Origin of the sequence: Taibaiella chishuiensis (assembly GCF_003014535.1) — a bacterium.
GTDB classification, from domain to species: Bacteria; Bacteroidota; Bacteroidia; order Chitinophagales; family Chitinophagaceae; genus Taibaiella; species Taibaiella chishuiensis.
This window is the reverse complement of the sequence record NZ_PYGD01000008.1, coordinates 94,491-110,815: the sequence shown is the minus strand read 5'-3', so window position 1 is coordinate 110,815 and position 16,325 is coordinate 94,491. Positions and strand designations below refer to the sequence as shown.

The 16,325-nt window shown below is 49.4% G+C and carries 22 protein-coding genes; 15 read left to right on the top strand and 7 right to left on the bottom strand.

The genetic code is table 11. From position 1 onward, the window contains the following. Positions 1–3: 3 nt before the first annotated feature. Complete coding sequence (locus B0I18_RS18555; RefSeq protein ID WP_106524246.1) at positions 4–507, bottom strand: Clp protease N-terminal domain-containing protein; 504 nt, start codon at positions 505–507, stop codon at positions 4–6. 111 nt (positions 508–618) lie between these two features. Here B0I18_RS18555 and B0I18_RS18550 point away from each other — a divergent pair, with 111 nt between their 5' ends. The 7 genes from B0I18_RS18550 (at position 619) to B0I18_RS18520 (ending at position 5,258) form a co-directional block, all read left to right on the top strand. Next, positions 619–1,248 (top strand): peptidylprolyl isomerase, encoded by a 630-nt coding sequence (locus B0I18_RS18550; RefSeq protein WP_181358517.1) that lies wholly within the window; start codon positions 619–621, stop codon positions 1,246–1,248. 160 nt (positions 1,249–1,408) lie between these two features. After that, entirely contained in the window at positions 1,409–1,939 is a 531-nt protein-coding gene (locus B0I18_RS18545) for a hypothetical protein (RefSeq protein ID WP_106524244.1), read from the top strand. A gap of 82 nt (positions 1,940–2,021) precedes the next feature. Further along, positions 2,022–2,525 carry a hypothetical protein gene (locus B0I18_RS18540; RefSeq protein WP_106524243.1) on the top strand — a complete coding sequence of 168 codons (504 nt, stop codon included), beginning with the start codon at positions 2,022–2,024 and terminating at the stop codon, positions 2,523–2,525. A 165-nt stretch (positions 2,526–2,690) separates the two neighbouring features. Then, positions 2,691–3,239, top strand: coding sequence for an REP-associated tyrosine transposase (locus tag B0I18_RS18535; protein WP_106524242.1), 549 nt, complete (start codon positions 2,691–2,693; stop codon positions 3,237–3,239). A 349-nt stretch (positions 3,240–3,588) separates the two neighbouring features. Further along, a complete protein-coding gene (locus B0I18_RS18530; protein WP_106524241.1) occupies positions 3,589–4,125 on the top strand; it encodes a pyridoxamine 5'-phosphate oxidase family protein in 537 nt (178 codons plus the stop codon). 66 nt (positions 4,126–4,191) lie between these two features. Continuing rightward, a complete protein-coding gene (locus tag B0I18_RS18525; protein ID WP_106524240.1) occupies positions 4,192–4,359 on the top strand; it encodes a phosphatidate cytidylyltransferase in 168 nt (55 codons plus the stop codon). Between the two features lie 152 nt (positions 4,360–4,511). Further along, a complete protein-coding gene (locus B0I18_RS18520) occupies positions 4,512–5,258 on the top strand; it encodes a metallophosphoesterase (protein ID WP_106524239.1) in 747 nt (248 codons plus the stop codon). 6 nt (positions 5,259–5,264) lie between these two features. Here the strand turns inward: B0I18_RS18520 and B0I18_RS18515 are convergent, their stop codons facing one another. The 3 genes from B0I18_RS18515 to B0I18_RS18505 form a co-directional block, all read right to left on the bottom strand. Beyond that, entirely contained in the window at positions 5,265–5,684 is a 420-nt protein-coding gene (locus B0I18_RS18515) for a hypothetical protein (protein WP_146146804.1), read from the bottom strand. A 113-nt stretch (positions 5,685–5,797) separates the two neighbouring features. Then, a complete protein-coding gene (locus tag B0I18_RS18510; protein ID WP_106524237.1) occupies positions 5,798–6,283 on the bottom strand; it encodes a hypothetical protein in 486 nt (161 codons plus the stop codon). Continuing rightward, positions 6,267–6,857: a DUF6915 family protein gene (locus B0I18_RS18505; protein WP_106524236.1), complete on the bottom strand. Its 591-nt coding sequence runs from the start codon at positions 6,855–6,857 to the stop codon at positions 6,267–6,269. The genes B0I18_RS18510 and B0I18_RS18505 overlap by 17 nt, the downstream gene beginning before the upstream one ends. 225 nt (positions 6,858–7,082) lie before the next feature. Between B0I18_RS18505 and B0I18_RS18500 the strand changes: the two genes are divergently transcribed. Then, positions 7,083–7,295, top strand: coding sequence for a hypothetical protein (locus tag B0I18_RS18500; protein WP_106524235.1), 213 nt, complete (start codon positions 7,083–7,085; stop codon positions 7,293–7,295). 95 nt (positions 7,296–7,390) lie between these two features. Here B0I18_RS18500 and B0I18_RS24990 read toward each other — a convergent pair whose 3' ends face one another. Beyond that, entirely contained in the window at positions 7,391–7,714 is a 324-nt protein-coding gene (locus B0I18_RS24990) for a hypothetical protein (protein ID WP_146146803.1), read from the bottom strand. Between the two features lie 56 nt (positions 7,715–7,770). Here B0I18_RS24990 and B0I18_RS18485 point away from each other — a divergent pair, with 56 nt between their 5' ends. The 3 genes from B0I18_RS18485 to B0I18_RS18475 all read left to right on the top strand — a co-directional run bounded on the left by B0I18_RS18485 (position 7,771) and on the right by B0I18_RS18475 (position 11,155). After that, positions 7,771–8,871, top strand: a complete 1,101-nt coding sequence (locus B0I18_RS18485; RefSeq protein ID WP_106524232.1) for a linear amide C-N hydrolase — start codon at positions 7,771–7,773, stop codon at positions 8,869–8,871. Positions 8,872–9,001: 130 nt separating this feature from the next. Continuing rightward, the gene (locus B0I18_RS18480; RefSeq protein WP_146146802.1) at positions 9,002–9,364 is read left to right on the top strand and encodes a hypothetical protein; all 363 of its coding nucleotides are present in this window, start codon (positions 9,002–9,004) and stop codon (positions 9,362–9,364) included. A gap of 519 nt (positions 9,365–9,883) precedes the next feature. After that, positions 9,884–11,155, top strand: a complete 1,272-nt coding sequence (locus B0I18_RS18475; protein WP_106524230.1) for a DUF2851 family protein — start codon at positions 9,884–9,886, stop codon at positions 11,153–11,155. 2 nt (positions 11,156–11,157) lie between these two features. Here B0I18_RS18475 and B0I18_RS18470 read toward each other — a convergent pair whose 3' ends face one another. Further along, positions 11,158–11,562: an OsmC family protein gene (locus tag B0I18_RS18470; RefSeq protein ID WP_106524229.1), complete on the bottom strand. Its 405-nt coding sequence runs from the start codon at positions 11,560–11,562 to the stop codon at positions 11,158–11,160. A 42-nt stretch (positions 11,563–11,604) separates the two neighbouring features. Here B0I18_RS18470 and B0I18_RS18465 point away from each other — a divergent pair, with 42 nt between their 5' ends. From B0I18_RS18465 to dapB, 4 genes are all read left to right on the top strand, one after another. Beyond that, on the top strand, positions 11,605–12,441 hold the full coding sequence (locus B0I18_RS18465; protein WP_106524228.1) for a hypothetical protein: 837 nt from the start codon (positions 11,605–11,607) through the stop codon (positions 12,439–12,441). A gap of 165 nt (positions 12,442–12,606) precedes the next feature. Continuing rightward, positions 12,607–13,566 carry a lipoyl synthase gene (gene lipA / locus B0I18_RS18460; RefSeq protein ID WP_106524341.1) on the top strand — a complete coding sequence of 320 codons (960 nt, stop codon included), beginning with the start codon at positions 12,607–12,609 and terminating at the stop codon, positions 13,564–13,566. Positions 13,567–13,568: 2 nt separating this feature from the next. Next, positions 13,569–15,011 (top strand): hypothetical protein, encoded by a 1,443-nt coding sequence (locus B0I18_RS18455; RefSeq protein WP_106524227.1) that lies wholly within the window; start codon positions 13,569–13,571, stop codon positions 15,009–15,011. A 236-nt stretch (positions 15,012–15,247) separates the two neighbouring features. Beyond that, positions 15,248–15,964, top strand: a complete 717-nt coding sequence (gene dapB, locus B0I18_RS18450; protein WP_106524226.1) for a 4-hydroxy-tetrahydrodipicolinate reductase — start codon at positions 15,248–15,250, stop codon at positions 15,962–15,964. A 5-nt stretch (positions 15,965–15,969) separates the two neighbouring features. Here the strand turns inward: dapB and B0I18_RS18445 are convergent, their stop codons facing one another. Then, positions 15,970–16,287 carry a heavy metal-binding domain-containing protein gene (locus tag B0I18_RS18445; RefSeq protein ID WP_106524225.1) on the bottom strand — a complete coding sequence of 106 codons (318 nt, stop codon included), beginning with the start codon at positions 16,285–16,287 and terminating at the stop codon, positions 15,970–15,972. Positions 16,288–16,325 lie beyond the last annotated feature (38 nt).

Genomic DNA, 16,325 nt, shown 5'->3' with positions numbered 1-16,325 from the left:
GAGTTAGCGGAATATTTCTTTTATCTTTTGTACAAATGAAAATCCTTCCCTGGCCTGTAGTTGCAGTCCCAGTGTTCTATAGTAGGCCAGTATCCTGGGGTATATATCCAAATCCTGGTCCTGGCTATCTGTGAATAAATTGTCTTTATTGCGGCATGATGCCAGGAAGAGGTGATGCGGCTCCACGTATTGGCTTCCATAAAGCTTAGCCTCGCGAACTGCCGTTTTAATCATCGCTTCTGCAGCCTTGGTTAAAGGCAGGGATTGCCTGTCCAGCTTTTTAAAAATGGTGGGCGGCTGCGCCTGTTTCGTTGCGTAGTATGCCTTGAAGGCGGCATCGTCTGCAAACACAAACTGCTTTATCGAAGGCTGTTGCTGCAGCCGGCAGTCCGCCAGCAGGAAATGTACACCCGAAATACAGGCATCTCCTGTATCGATCGCTTCCAGCCTTGCTTGTGCAACCAGGGCTTTTGCTTCTTCTGAAAAATTGATGTTGACCGGTTTCATAATCGGGGATAGGCTCAAATATAAATAAATTTATCCATGACGGATTGCCGTGTACCGGCCTCCGGTGCGGTATGGCGCAGGTCATGCACAAAAAGCCCTACATTTGCGGGTATGAAAAAACGGCACCCGGTTTCCCTGCGTAAGGCTATTTGCTCTATCCTGCTCTGTATGCTTTGCGGCTGGGCGCTTTCCGGTTGCGGCAGCCGGGAACGTCATGCCGGGACACGCATATTGATCATAACCACCTATGGCGATATAGAAGCCGAACTCTATCCCGACAAAGCGCCGGCCACCGTGGCTGCCTTTCTCCGTAATGTTGATTCGGGCTATTACCGCAATACCACCTTTTACCGGGTATTGAGAGACGATAACCAGGTGTCCGGCGTTCCGCATAGTCACCTGATCCAGGGCGGTCTTTGGGGTTCCAAATCCGCTATTGCCGATCGCCTGCCGCTTATCCCGCACGAACCGACCAATAAAACCGGGCTGCATCACCTTACAGGCACCTTGTCTATGGCTCGTAATACTCCCGGAACCGCCAGTTCTGAATTCTTTATCTGCCTCAAAGATGACCCCGGCTTCGATTTTGGCGGGGAGAACAATCCCGATGGCGCCGGTTATGCAGCATTCGGTAAAGTAATATCGGGTATGGATGCCGTGCAAAAGATCTACAGCCGTCCCGAATATGATCAGCAGTTTACACCATTGATCGCCATCCAGAATATCAAACGGCTGGACTAGCACCAGGTACGCCGGAAGGACCAAGGATCTGTATCGATATACCAGGAACAGTGCTGCATTATTTTATATTCCCTGCCCGTTTTTTAGGGTATTCTATGTACTTTGTTGTATGGATATCAATAGGACGAAGCAGGCCATGTTCAGAAAAGCAAAAAAGATCATGAGCGCACCGCAGTCGTGCACTACCGACGGCATTTTCCGCCGGGGAAGCAGGGTTGTTTGTTGGCTTGGCTTTTGTTGCTTTTTCGCCGGCGCTTGTGTTGACCGGCGGCCGGAGGCAGATAGGAAAGATTGTGCAGCAAAGCACAGTGCCAACAAAAATGACTTCGTTTATTTTTATTCCTTAAAGGATGGATTGTTTAAAAGCAATTGTGCCTGTAACGGGTTTTCCGCCATCTACACCATCAGGGGGGAATTATGGCTTTCCTGCACTGCTTATAACACCGATTCTTCACGGTTTGTAGACTCCGATTTTTTTGATAAAAAACAGGTGGCGCTTGCGAAACATTTTATGAAAACGGTCGGTTTAGCTGCCATAGATTATTACAAGGATTCGGTTTGTTTTGCTTTTGATCAACAGCCCAGGGTTGTTATCACGTATACCGAAACGCCTTCGGCTGTTTTAACTGGTAAGAGTAGTATCCTTGATGCAAACAGCTATATTTATATACGTCCTTTTGCCGCACCTTAATTGGTGTGCGCGTGTAGCTGATCCCGGTACGGCTTCATGGAGCAAGGGCAGTAGTTTTAATACCAATAAATAAACGGATCCAATGTATATCGGGCGTATCGCTATTTTTTTGAGCTTTATTTTTTTTATTACAAAACATGCTTACGGTAATTCCGCCGCCGATAGTTTTGTCAAGAATAATTTTTGCTTTTTTTTAAAATCGGGATTCCCGGACTACGGAAACAAACAATTCCGGCCTGTTTTTATAGCGCATCACCAGGACAGTATAGCCAGGCAGAAGGCTTATAGCGGTTTTTTTTGGGATGATCAGTGTAAAATTTTCCGGGATGAAAAATCAGCCTTTAAAGAAGATATCATCGATTTTGAAACCGTTGAAAAAAGTAATTGCAAAAAGGCAAGTGTATTCAAAAAGGTTTTTGTAAAAAGAGCCCGGATGGAAGTGTTTTGCTACGACCCATACACCAGGGATGGCAATACTTACTGCAGATATGTATTTAGATACAGAAACAGTTACCTCAATCTAATGGTAAAAATGAACAGCGGGAACAAGGTCGTCCGGTTTTGTTATCATTTATTGTTGAGCTAGCAGCGCTACCTGCCTGTTGTCCCTGTAGAAGCGCGCTGTGTGTATTTTTTCCTTTGTTAGCGCGGGCGTGTCGCCCATGCACGTTATAAATAGATAAGTGTTTAAGAAGCGACAACAAACCGGTTGTCGCTTCTGCTTTTTGTATTTTTATTTTAAATAAAAAGCATGAGCAGAAAGTATAAATTTCATAATCCCGAGGGTATATATTTTGTAAGTTTTGCAACCATAAATTGGATCGATGTTTTCATCCGGGAAGAATATTTTGTTATTGTAACCGATAGGCTGAATTATTGCTCGGATCATTTAGGTATGGAAATATTTTGTTGGTGTATTATGCCGAGCCACATTCATTTAATATTTAGTGCTACAAAAGGCAACCCGGATCAGATGTTAGGCCGATTCAAAGAGTATACCTCGAAGCAGCTGAGTAAAGCTATAGCCGGGAATATAGGAGAGAGTAGACGTGCCTGGATTATGTGGATGCAGCGGCGTGCTGCCAGTAAAAACAGTAGTGTTTCTGATAAGCAATTTTGGCAACATCACAATAAGCCAATTGAGTTATGGAGTGCGGCAATATTAGGACAGAAGGTACGTTACATTCATGAAAATCCGGTTAAAGCAGGTTTTGTAGTACAAGCTTATCATTGGAAATATTCCAGCGCTGCAGACTATGCAGGCCGTCCGGGACTGGTTAAAATAACTATAACTGCGTGATATATTTAGATAGTCTAACCTGCTTCAGCAGAAGCACGGTCGGTACCCGCGCAAGCTACGGTGCACGGGCGACACGCCCGCGCTAGCGATGGGTAGTTTGCTTTCTGCCCGTGTCAGAAGCACTTTTCCACGTTTTAAACCGGGTGATGAACTGGTGCTTTCAGATGTGCTTATAAAAGATGAGCGTGACAATCAATATGACATTCCCTCAAAGGTATTTAGAGCAGAACCTTAACCCGTCTTATGGTAGCCTCCTGCTGCGGCTAATCCTGTTTTATGATTTTTAAAACAGGTATAATCAGAACATTCTGTGCGTTGCTGTGTTAATCCGGTAACAAAACCAACAGCAATGAACAGCATTAATGAAAATCAACCGGAGCATAACTTCGAAAACTTAAATAACCAGGAGGCGATCGCTAAAATAAAAGAATTGGTCGGGCAATCGGATGTGTGCTTCTTCTGTACCGATGCCGAAACCGGCCCCTCCATGGGGGTGAGACCGATGAGTATACAGCAGGTAGCAGATAACGGCGACCTTTGGCTGGTGAGCGCTAATGACAGCCATACCAACCAGGAGATCGCTATGAAACCCGCAGTGAAGCTCTATTTCAAAGGATCGGAACATTCGGGTTTTATGTACCTGGCCGGTACGGCCGTGATTCTCCAGGATAAACAAAAGATAAAAGAACTCTGGAAACCGGTAATGAAAACCTGGTTTACGGAAGGTGAAGACGACCCGCGCATATCGCTGATTAAAGTAAGCCCTACAACCGGGTACTACTGGGATAATAAGAGCGGCAATTTTGTTGCGGGTATAAAAATGTTGGTAGGTGCAGCGATCGGCAAAACGCTCGATGATTCGATAGAAGGACAGCTTAATGTCTGACGCAGCAAAACGCGCCGGGCTTTACCGGCCGGCTCCTTTTATTATTTTACCCCTAAAATCCGTTTTATGAAAAGGAATCTTGCATTACTCTTCCTCCTGTTGCCGTTATTGTTTACCAGTTGTTCGGTAATCGGGGGCATTTTTAAAGCCGGCGCTTATACCGGTATCATTGCCGTAGTGGTGGTGTTGGTGATTATTGGTGTAGTGATTGGTATGCTGCGCAAAAGAAATTAAGCGGTTTATGGTTTGGTAGTTTTTATATTTGGTTTGGAAAATGGTGAACAAGCGGCAGTCTAATTTTAGACTGCCGCTCTTCCTTTGCCTGTATTTTGTATTTTTATCAGCCGGATCCGATAACGGTTAAAAAGGGGAGGATAAGCAGGTAAATGAAGATACAGATCATAAGCGATTTACACCAGGAGTTCGGCATAACGCTCCTGGACTTCCGGAATGCGGACCTGGTAATATTTGCCGGCGACGTAAACCTGGGCACTAAAGGAATAGCATGGATCAAGGAACAGATACCGGATAAGCCGGTCATTTATGTATTGGGCAATCATGAGTATTATAAAGGCACCTACCCGAAAGCCCTGCACCAGGTTATTGCCGCAGCGGAGGGATCGAATATCATCGTGTTGGAGAACAATAGCGTGGAGCTGGAGGGGATCCGGTTTCATGGTGCAACCCTTTGGACCGATTTCGCCCTCTTCGGCGATTCCAGGAGTTATGGTATTATTTGCCAGGAACAGATGAACGACTATAAAAGGATCAGGAGATATCCTTCGTATTCCAAACTGAGATCAATAGACACTTTTAATATCCACCACGCCTCAAGAGCCTGGCTGGAGCGGAGCCTGGCGGAGTCCGGAGCCAGGCAGAATATCGTAATTACCCACCATGCGCCCAGTATCCGGTCGTTGCCGGAGCAGTATCGTAACGATACGTTATCGGCTGCTTATGCTTCCGACCTGGAGTCCCTGATCAGGCAGTACCAGCCTGCGTATTGGATCCACGGCCATATTCATACCCCTTCGCGATATACGATTGCCGGAACAGAAATCATCTGTAATCCCCACGGCTATATCGACGAAAAATACAATGGTTACGACAGGGAGCTGATCATAACGGTGTAACCTCTTTTACCGGCTCGTACTCATCGCATGGGATACCAGGCGATAGCCCTTCTTCGTCTTGCGGAACCGGTAGGTCCATACGACCATAGCCACTACCGGGTTTAGGTTCACCACGTAAAGATCCTTATCCTCCCGGTAATCCAGGTCTGCATATAAACGGGAGGTGCTGTTGCGTTTGAAGGCATTATCGACCAGGAATACCGAGGTATCTGCCGAAGCCGGGCAGTCTGCTAACCCGGAGGGTGTTACCGTGATCACCTGCGGGCCGCTATTGCGGGCAAAATCCTTCTTTACGCTTTTGTTGTTTAAAAAGGCCGCCCAGAGGGCGCAGTCGGGCTGTACCGACTGTTGGCCGGATACGGAAAAATGCAGCAGGGCCAACAAGATGGCGCCGCAAATATAACGCCGGTAGGTGTTGCTGTTCATAAGCTGGGCAGGGATTAAACCGGTAACCGGCAAAAGGGTATAGGGTAAAAAGCGTTAAGCCCGGAGGCATACCACGAAACATCATCTGAATAGGACTTTGACCGGGTATCCTGTTATATGGTAAACAGGACCAGCTCGCCGCTGTCCTGCTCTTCGGCTCCGTATACTTCCTTTTCGTTAACCTCGTCATAGTCGATAAGTTCCCTGAGCACAGAGCTGTATTGCACTTTTACGGTATTGCCGGTTATCCGTACCGTACCGTTGCCATTCATAGCAAACTCTCCGGCAGAAGGGATGTCCAGTTTCCGGATCAGGTAATCTTCGAGGTCGTAGAAGTATTGCTGGTCGGCCCCGGCAGGCTCGCTGAACGACAGGAAGGCCTCGTCGCTGCCACTTTCCCAGGAGAAAGGCATCGGTCCTTGCCGGCGGAGACAGGCCACCAGCCATGCTTTGATCCGCAGCTCCATCGCGCGCGTCTCTTCATCATTACTCCTGCTCCAGGAGAAAGGCATGCCTGGAACAGCAGGATCCGGTGCAGCAGCGGATTGCGGCTGTTTATTACCGGTAAACAAACGGAGTAACTTATTGATGATGCTCATCCTCCAGGTCTTTTAGTTGTTTTAGATCGGGTGTATATTGCCAGCGTTCTTTGAGCGGGATAAGCTGGAGCAGTTCGCTGACAGGCACACCTGCAATATGCTGACTGAGTTCCAGCGCGTATTCGAGGCCCAGCAACTCTTTGGCCAGGTAGATGCCGAAATTGCTGTGTGTGATGATCAGGGTGGACTTTAAGCCCGACATCAGCAAGGGGCGCAGTATAAACTCTTTCAGTGTACTGTCGGCGGGGTATACCGGTTTTATATAATCGGCCAGGCCGGCATCCGCATATTTAAACCAATGGTTTAAAGTCGGAACGGCGCCCAGCAGGTCCTCCTTGCAATGCTCGGCGGCTATATCGCGCACCAGCAGCTTTTCGCCGCCCGAATGGGTAAGTAAGGTACCGAACTTCTGGATACAGAGATCGATGCCATAGGTATTGTGTAACAGGATACGGTGCCGGATATGGAAACAAAACAGCTTGCTGGAGTCCATAAAACGGTGGAGCTCCAGGTAGTCGGCGGCAGCGCCTTTAAACTTCTTTTGCGATAGCAGGCTGTGCTTCCAGTAATTCATAACAGGTAGAGTCCTTAGGGCAGGCCATAAAGATACAGAACAAAAGCGCATAACGGGTACTGCACCGTACCCGGCTGTAAATGGGTTATGGCTTTTGGGGGAATGGGGTAATCACCGGTAGCCGGACCCTATTTTCCTATTTAAAAAATGTATATTTACCCGGGCCTTTTCCGAAACCCACGCTTTTGCGAACAAGTAGGAGTTAAAACCATAAACACATTTACGATGAAACAAAAAAATCAAAACCCGATGTGCAGCATTAAGGTGCTTTCGCTGCAGCAACTATTGATGGTGACCGGCGGTGAGGCCACGGCAAATGCTCCGGGTACTTTACCTCCACCGGTTACGGAGCCGGAAGGCAACGAATATGGAAGCATCAGTAATGTGCTGAAAACGAAGCACGACACTGCTAAGAACAGCGTAAGCAATATCCGTTAGGAACACGGGGTATTATCATACCTGTCGCTTTCCTCTATACACTAAAATCTATAGTTCAGCTATAAAGAGACTGCCTTAAGGCGGTCTCTTGCTGTTTAGGGAGGGGGAGGGGGGACGAAAAAGGGGGTTGCCGGGTTATAATTAGATTTGTAGTTTGCACCCAATTCAGCCATCCCGATTACCCGGTTTTTGTGCCCGGTATTCCTGATGAGGCGCTTTTTATTCGGGCGGGAGGTATCCGTAAAATTTTTCATTCCGGTTTTGTGTACAAGAGGCAGGCGATAGCGCTGCATGCGGGTTTTTGTTGCGCACAGCAATAATGCCCCGGAGTTACTGAACAGGGAAAATTTTGCTGCTCCTGCCGGAAAGAAAGGACGTGTGCATTTCGCCTGGCTGGAAAACAAGGTTGCCGTTACCATAGATTTTCTGAAACCAAAATACCAAACAAACCAAAACCAAACCAAACCAAACCATTATGTGTACAGGTATTCAAGTTAAAACGAAAAGTGGTGCGCCCGTGTATGCGCGTACCCTCGAGTTCGGTATCGATCTTCAATCCCAGCTGCTGGTTATTCCAAAAGGAACCTCCTTTACCGGCGTAGGTCCTACCGGCGATCAGCCAGGCATGACCTGGACTGCGAAGTACAATATGACCGGCCTCAATACCATGGGCCTGAACATCCTTACCGATGGCCTTAACTCGGAAGGGCTTGCGGCCGGCGCCTTCTATTTTACAGGCTGCGCCGGTTATATGGATGTTACAGCTGCGGAAGCCGGGCAGTCGGTCTGCTCCTCCGATGTGGTTACCTATTTACTGTCGACCTGCGCCAATGTAGCCGAAGTAAAAGAAGCCGTAAAGACCCTGAAGGTCAACAAGGGTATCGCTCCGGCCGCGGCCGAAGCACTGCAGACCACTATTCCTGTGCCCCTGCATTACAATATCCACGATGCGGCAGGTAATGCCCTCGTAGTGGAGCATGTAAACGGCCAGGTGCACATCCACGATAACCCTATCGGTGTACTGACCAATAACCCGGAATTGAACTGGCATTGGATCAACCTCAGTAATTATGTGGCCCTTACGCCTTATACCCGTACCGGCATCCAGCTGCACAACGTAACCAATACCGGTGCAAAAGGGCCTGAAATCTACGGTACCGGGCAAGGTTCGGGCTTCATCGGTCTGCCCGGCGATATCACTTCTCCGTCCCGCTTTATACGTGCGGTAGCGCATAGCCAGGCTGCAGTGCCTGCCGATACGAATGAGCTGGCCGTAGACCAGGCTTTCCATATCCTCAATAGCTTCGACATACCCTTTGGTTCTGTAAGACAAGTGGTACCGGCTACACAGGACCAGCCGGAGCAAACCATTTGCGAGTATACTTTATGGACTGCAGCCAGCGATATGCAGCAGCGCAGGTACTATTTCCATACTTTCCAGGACCGCCGCGTATGCATGCTGGACCTGGCTAACTGGGAATTTACGAGCAAGGATATCATTGCGATCGATATGAACCAGGGCAGAAGCATTGTCGAACTGCAGGCGCAATACCATGCAGTACCGGTAATGCCTTAGGCCATCGTATAATCACCTGGATCGGGCGGATCATAGGGATCCGTCCATCCTTTATTACAAGTGCAGACCGTAGTTAATGTCCGGAGTGATGGGTACGGTTTGCAGCATACAAAGCAAATTGCTTTATTTTATGAATATGGATTACAAGGTGTTTACGAATGTATGCACCGCCCTGTGTACCTTGTGTATAGTAGTGTTCAGCTCCTGGTTCCTCTCCTGGTCGCCCATGGCGATGATTACGATCTATTGGAAAGATTTTGGCCTCTGCCTGATGGCCTGGAGCGTTATATTATTCGTGCTGTATTTTGTTTTCCGGAGGAGCAGTATTGCCCTGTATTTCTTATCCATCGCGGCATTCCTGCTGCTGGCAGGTCTATGCATTTTCCTGTTCGCGCCTAAACAAAGCTCGCCGGAACTAGGATTTACTGCTATGCGTTGTATGGCACATGGGTATCTCTTTGCCGGTTCTCCATACCAACTATTAGCCGCTTAATACCTGTTGTGCCAGGTTAAGCGTAACCGGTCTTCCCGGTCGCCGGCCATATCCCTGTCTTATCGCATCCGGCCCGGATGCGTCCCGGGCTTGTTATAAACCGTTATACCTGCTGTTTCCTCCGACTAAGCTGCCTCCTTTTCCCTGCTTGTTTCCCCTGGTTGCCGGTTACCGGAATAAAAACGCATACGGCTCTCCTGGTACACCCCGTACTTTTTCCGATGCGATGCGCCGGTTTACAGAAGTACCTGTCATATTCCCCGTTGCTTCCTTCCTGCCCAATGACCACATGTGGTCCCTGCCGTTACACTTCGGATACCCGCATTTAGTTATTGCCTGATACCTAAATAACTGATGTGTATAGGTATCTTATGCTTTTGTTTGCTTTTTTATTTTCATTTGTAATTGATTGTAAAACAGTTGTAAAATCTTAAAAAGGGAAATAATCGACTGTTTTGTTTATGTAGGCTCCTGTTATATTTGGCACAGCGATCGGTTCACTTTTTTATAAAAACGGGTATGAATGAATCTTTGTTCCAGTATCTGTGGAAACACACGCTGTACCGGCCCGAGGGCCTGCTGACCCTGGAAGGGGAACCGGTAGTGATTATGCATCCGGGCGTACAGAATTTCGATGCGGGTCCCGACTTTCTCGGTGCACGGGTAAAGATCGGTAATACGCTCTGGGCGGGCAATATCGAACTGCATATCCGTAGCAGCGACTGGTACCGCCACAGGCATATGACGGATCCGCGTTATAAAAACATTATCCTGCACGTAGTGTATGAGCACGATGTACCTGTAGATGACGGCGCTTTTCCTACGATGGTGCTGCAACAACACCTCGACCAGGAGGTAATCGGCAAATACCGTTATCTGATGAACAAGACCTCGCCGATCTTGTGCGCCGGCCAGGTGGATAAAGTGCCGGATATTATCTGGTCGGCCTGGTTCGATCGCCTGCTGGCCGAGCGTTGGGAGTTGCGCCTTAAAGAATGGGAGGACCTGTGGCAGCGAAGTGGTAAAGATTGGCGCACCTTGCTTTATTACCGCCTGGCAGCCAATTTCGGCTTTCATACCAACCGCGATGCCTTTCTCAGCCTGGCGCTGTCCCTGCCGCTGCGTATCCTGGCGCGGCACCGCAACAACCTCTTACAAACCGAGGCCCTGCTGTTCGGGCAGGCCGGTTTACTTAACAGCCGCGCACCCGATGCCTACGAAAGCGCCCTGGAGCAGGAGTACCATTTCCTGCGGCGCAAATACCTGCTGGAGCCGGTTCCGGCCCATCACTGGAAATTCCTGAGATTGCGTCCGCAGAATTTTCCAACCCTGCGCATCGCCCAGTTTGCGATGCTGGTCCACAAGAGCTTGGATCTATTTGCCCGTATGATGGAGATCGAGCATGCCGATATGCTGTTCCCCTTGCTCGATCTGCATGCAAGTGCGTATTGGAACAATCATTACCGGTTCGGGGAAATTACGGAAGAGACGACGGAGAAATATATTGGCCGGGATGCGATGCACAATATACTGGTCAATACCGTGGCGCCGATGCAATACCTCTATGCCCGCTTACAGGGCCGGTCGGCCTTGCAGGATAAGAGCCTGCTGTTGCTGCAATCGCTCCGGGCGGAGCAAAACCGTATTACGAAGGAATGGCAACAGGCGGGTATTGTTGTAAAAGATGCAGCACGCTCGCAGGCATTGCTGCAGCTTTTTAACGGGTATTGCGACCGTAAGGGCTGCCTGGACTGTGCCGTAGGCAACAGGTTATTACGGCTGGGACAATAAGTTTACCAATTAAACGTTACCGTTTTCCGGAGGTCGGCATGGAGGCTGAGGTATACCGGGCAGGTTACGGCAGCGTGTTCCAATATGCTCTTTTCCTTGTCGGTGTAAGCATCCTGGCCCTGCATGTGTAAGGTTACTTTGATTTCGCCGATGCGCCTCGGGTTTGCCGCCATAATTTTTTCGATAGCGCAGGTACTGCCTTCGATACGGATATTATGCGTCCTGGCTGCGATGCCCATAATGGTCATCATACAGTTGCCGAGCGCAGTGGCGACCAGGTCGGTGGGCGAAAACCGTTCGCCTTTGCCCTGGTTATCCACCGGTGCATCGGTCTCGATTACCGTGCCGGACTGCAGGTGCGTAGCGGTTGTCCTGAGATCGCCGTTATAAATTATTTTAGCGGTCATTTTAGTTTTTTTTTATAAATTTACGGTGCTAATTTCCCATTAATGAAGATAAAGGCCAAATATATTTTTGCGTTGCTGGCGGTGGCGGCTCCGGCGTTTGCATGGGCCCAGCCAAGTAAAATTAAGTTCCGGGACAGGCTTGGCGACAGTACCAAACTGGTGAATACCGCGATAAAACCGCCGAAAGTAAAAGGACCGAAAGCATTACGTGGCGAATTTAGCGGGGGCGTACGGCTCTATACCGACGGTTATGGTATTTTTGTGGACAAAGGTTACCTGAAAGGTGGTGAAGAGTTCGGGCAGAAGAACAGGGACCGTATGTTCCATGTACGCCTGTTGCAGTTCGAGCTCAGCGAGCGCAAACATCCCAAAGAGATCAAGTCCAGTAATGGTGCTCCCTTCGGTTTCCAGCAGGGTTCCTATATCCTCGGTAAGATCAATAATTTCTACCAGTTTAAACTCGGCTATGGCCGCAGGCAGATGATCGCCGGCAAGCCCGATCCCGGTACCATCTCTATTCACTGGGTATATGTGGGCGGCTTTTCCGCAGGCCTGCTCAAGCCTTATTACCTCAACCTGGCGAGCTCCGGCGATACCAAGTACTCCGAGAACAACGAACTGGCTTTTATCTCTCCCAATAATATTATCGGCAAAGCCTCTTTTTCCAAAGGCTTCAGCGAAATCAAGTTTGTACCCGGGCTCTACCTGCGTACCGGCCTGCATTTCGACTTCGCCACCGGCCGCAAAGGCCTTATGGCGCTCGAAGTAGGGGCCAGCGGCGAGTATTATACCCAGAAGATTGCGCAAATGGTGGGTATCGATCCTAAGCCCTATTTCTTTAATATGTATGCCTCGATACAATTTGGTAAACGCTGGTAACAGCATGCATGGCCGGGCGTATATAAAGACCCTCTATGAAGGCTTAGGCAAAGGAATATGCCGCCGGCTCCCCAGAATTGAAGAAATGGTCGTAATATTGCGTTACTATTTTATTACCTCAAAATTGTGTTTCATTTGCTCCTGCAAATGATAGACTTTAGCTATATGATTGAATTACCCGTAATATCCGCTGCACAGGTAAACCAGGCCGCTTCCAAAACCGAACCCGCAACGCCGCCCAAAAAGCCGAACTGGCTGCGTGTAAAGCTGCCGACGGGCGAAGGTTACCGGCATGTGCGCAGCCTGGTAGACAATCACAAACTGCATACCATCTGCGAAAGCGGCAACTGTCCCAATATGGGCGAATGCTGGGGCGCAGGTACGGCCACTTTCATGATCCTGGGCAATATCTGTACCCGATCCTGCGGTTTTTGTGCCGTAGCTACCGGCAGGCCCGAACCCGTGGACTTTGACGAGCCGCAACGCGTGGCCGAAGCGATACACCTGATGAAGGTAAAACATGCGGTGATTACCTCGGTAGACCGCGATGAACTTAAAGATGGCGGTTCTATTATCTGGGCTAATACCATCCGTGCCGTTAAGGCACTCAATCCCGATACCACACTCGAAACCCTGATCCCTGACTTCAGGGGCCAGTGGGACAACCTGCAGCGCATCATCGAAGTGGCGCCGGAAGTGGTGTCGCATAACCTTGAAACTGTAGAACGGCTGACCCGTAAAGTAAGGATACAAGCCAAATACCACCGTAGCCTGGAAGTGATCCGCCGCCTGAAAGAGGGTGGAGTACGTACCAAAAGCGGTATCATGCTTGGCCTGGGCGAAGAGAAAGAAGAAGTATTGCAGGCGTTGCGCGACCTGGCCGATAACGGCTGTGATGTTGTAACCCTGGGCCAATACCTGCAGCCTACCTCCAGGCACCTGCCTGTCGTGCGTTTCGTACACCCCGACGAATTTGCCTTCTACCGCGAGGAAGGGTATAAAATGGGTCTCGACTACGTAGAAAGTGGTCCGCTGGTACGCTCTTCCTACCATAGCGAAAAACATGTGATCCCGGGATACGGGGTTAATAAATGGAAAGAAGAGAAAATGCAAACCGCCGGGTAATCATGACGCAATTTATCCTGGACCGTAAGTTTCTGTTCCTTTTAGTTCCTTACCTGATCCTCTATATTGTTGCCGCCCGCAATCCGTTGATGTGGGACACCATCCAGTTTGCCTCCGATCAGCCAAGCTGGTATTACGACCATAATTTCCGCTACTTCCTGTTGCCCGATTACTGCGACAGCGGTCATCCGCCTACCTTTGCCCTGTACCTGGCTTCGGTGTGGAAGGTGTTGGGCAAAAGCCTTTGGGTATGCCATACGGCTATGTTGCCCTTTGTGTTTATGATCGTGTTCCAGGCTGTAAAGCTGGGCGACCGTATTTTTCCTGAAGATAAAAAGAAAGCCTTTCTCTGCTCGCTGTTATTGCTGAGCGAGGCGGTACTGATCACCCAGACCTCCCTGGTATCGCCCGATATCCTGGTGATCGCCTTTTTCCTGTATACCCTTAATGCCATATTGGGCCGTTCGGCGCTACATACGACCATTGCCGCTACTTTACTGGGGCTTTTCAGTATGCGTACCATGATGGTATCTATGGGCCTTTTCCTGTTTGCTTTAAGTTATAACTGGGCCCAGGTCAGTAAGGACCGCAAACCACTTTTCCGTTACCTCCTGCAGCAGGTCCTGCCTTTTGTACCTGGCGGCCTGATCGCCATGGCCTATTTCGGGTATCACTATGCCGTAAAGGGCTGGATCGGGTTGAACCCGCAGGGGCCCTGGGCCGGCGGTTACCAGCATTGGGCCGGCGTAGGCGGTTTCCTGCGCAACCTGGTGGTACTGGCATGGCGCCTGGTCGATATCGGTAAGATCGGTATGGTGCTGGTATTCGGAATTATGCTGTTAAGCTGGGCTATGGGCCGTATCCGGTTTGCGACGGTAACGCAGAAAAAAATGGCGCAGAACCTGCTCGTGCTTTTCCTGGCTTTACTGGCAGTGCTGGCATTGCCGCTCTGCCTGTACGATAGTCTGCTGGTGCACCGTTATATCATGCCCTTTACGATAAGCGTTTCGTTGCTGGCTATTTATCTTTTGCTCAACAGCCAGGTCAAGGCTAAGAACGGCATTGTAATCGCAGTCGTACTGATCCAGTTGAGCGGGCATTTCTGGAACTATCCCCGCCAGTATTCGCAGGGCTGGGACGGCACACTGGCCCACCTGCCTTTCTTCTCGCTACGAGCCGAATTCAAGCAATACATGGCCGATCACGATATTCCCAAATCGGAAGTGGCAACGGCCTTCTCGCTGATCAAGTCGGATCGTATTATCGACCTGAAGGGAGATACCACGGGTTATAAAGATGTGTATAAGGATTCTACCGAGTATATCTGGTACAGCAATGTCAGCAATACCATGAATAAAACAGTGGACTATTATTTCAAGAACTGGCAGGTGATCAAGTATGAAAAGAAGGGGCATGTAGAGATGGCCCTGTTCAAGAGGAAATAGGGTGTCCCGTCATTAAAGCCAGCTAACCGATGAGCTCCTTCGCTGCGCTCAGGATGACAACGAACCCTCTAATACACAACCACTCCATTAAAGCCAGCTAACCGGTGAGCTCCTTCGCTGCGCTCAGGATGACAATCATACGCACCGCGCCATTAAGGCCAGCTAACCGATAAGATCCTTCGCTGCGCTCAGGATGACATCTAATATCTAACATCTAATATCTAAACCCCCAATACATGAAAATCGCTTTAATCGGGTACGGAAAAATGGGCAAGGCTATCGAAACGGTAGCGCTTAAACGCGGACACGAGGTGGTGCTGCGCATCAACCGCGCCAACCCCGAGCAGTTTACGACCGGGCAGCTGAAGACCGCCGATGTTGCGATCGAATTTACAAGCCCGGCTTCGGCCCTGGCTAATGTGTCTTTGTGTATGGAGGCCGGGTTGCCGGTAATCTGTGGCAGTACGGGTTGGAATGAAGAGCTGGCGCAGGCGGAAGAAAAATGCAGGGCTACGGGTACCGCTTTCCTGCAGGCTTCCAATTTCAGTGTCGGGGTCAATATCTTTTTCGCCGTCAACAAACGCCTGGCGGAGCTGATGCAGCACCAGGCCGGATACGATGTGCGGGTAGAAGAGATCCATCATACCGAAAAGAAAGACGCACCCAGCGGTACAGCCATAACCATAGCCGAACAAATACTGGAACAACTGGATCGTAAGCAGCATTGGGTAAAAGATGAGGCAACCCTGCCCGGCGAACTGGCTATTGTTTCGAAACGCATCGACGAGGTGCCGGGTACGCATACCGTTACCTATAGCTCCGCCATCGACGACATCGAAATAACCCATACGGCGCATACCCGCGAAGGTTTTGCCCTTGGCGCGGTACTGGCTGCCGAGTTTATACAACAGCGCAAAGGTATCTTCAGCATGCAGGATGTATTGGGTATCTAAAGCACTTACAATACAACTGCCGTACCCGAAGTAACCACCATCATCATGCCATTGCCGGCGCCCAGTGTTTCGTAGTCTACTTTGATACCGATAACGGCATTGGCGCCCAGTTGTGCGGCACGTTCCTGCATTTCGCGCAGCGATGTTTCGCGGGCTTCCATCAGTACTTTTTCATAAGCGCCGCTACGGCCGCCGATAATATCGCGGATACCCGCCAGGAAATCTTTAAAGATATTGGCGCCGATAATGGTTTCTCCAAATACGATGCCTTTGTATTCGCGTACCGGCCTGCCGTCTACCGAGCCTGTTGTGGATAAGATCATAACGAGGATTGATTTTATTACGTAAAAATAAAAATTAA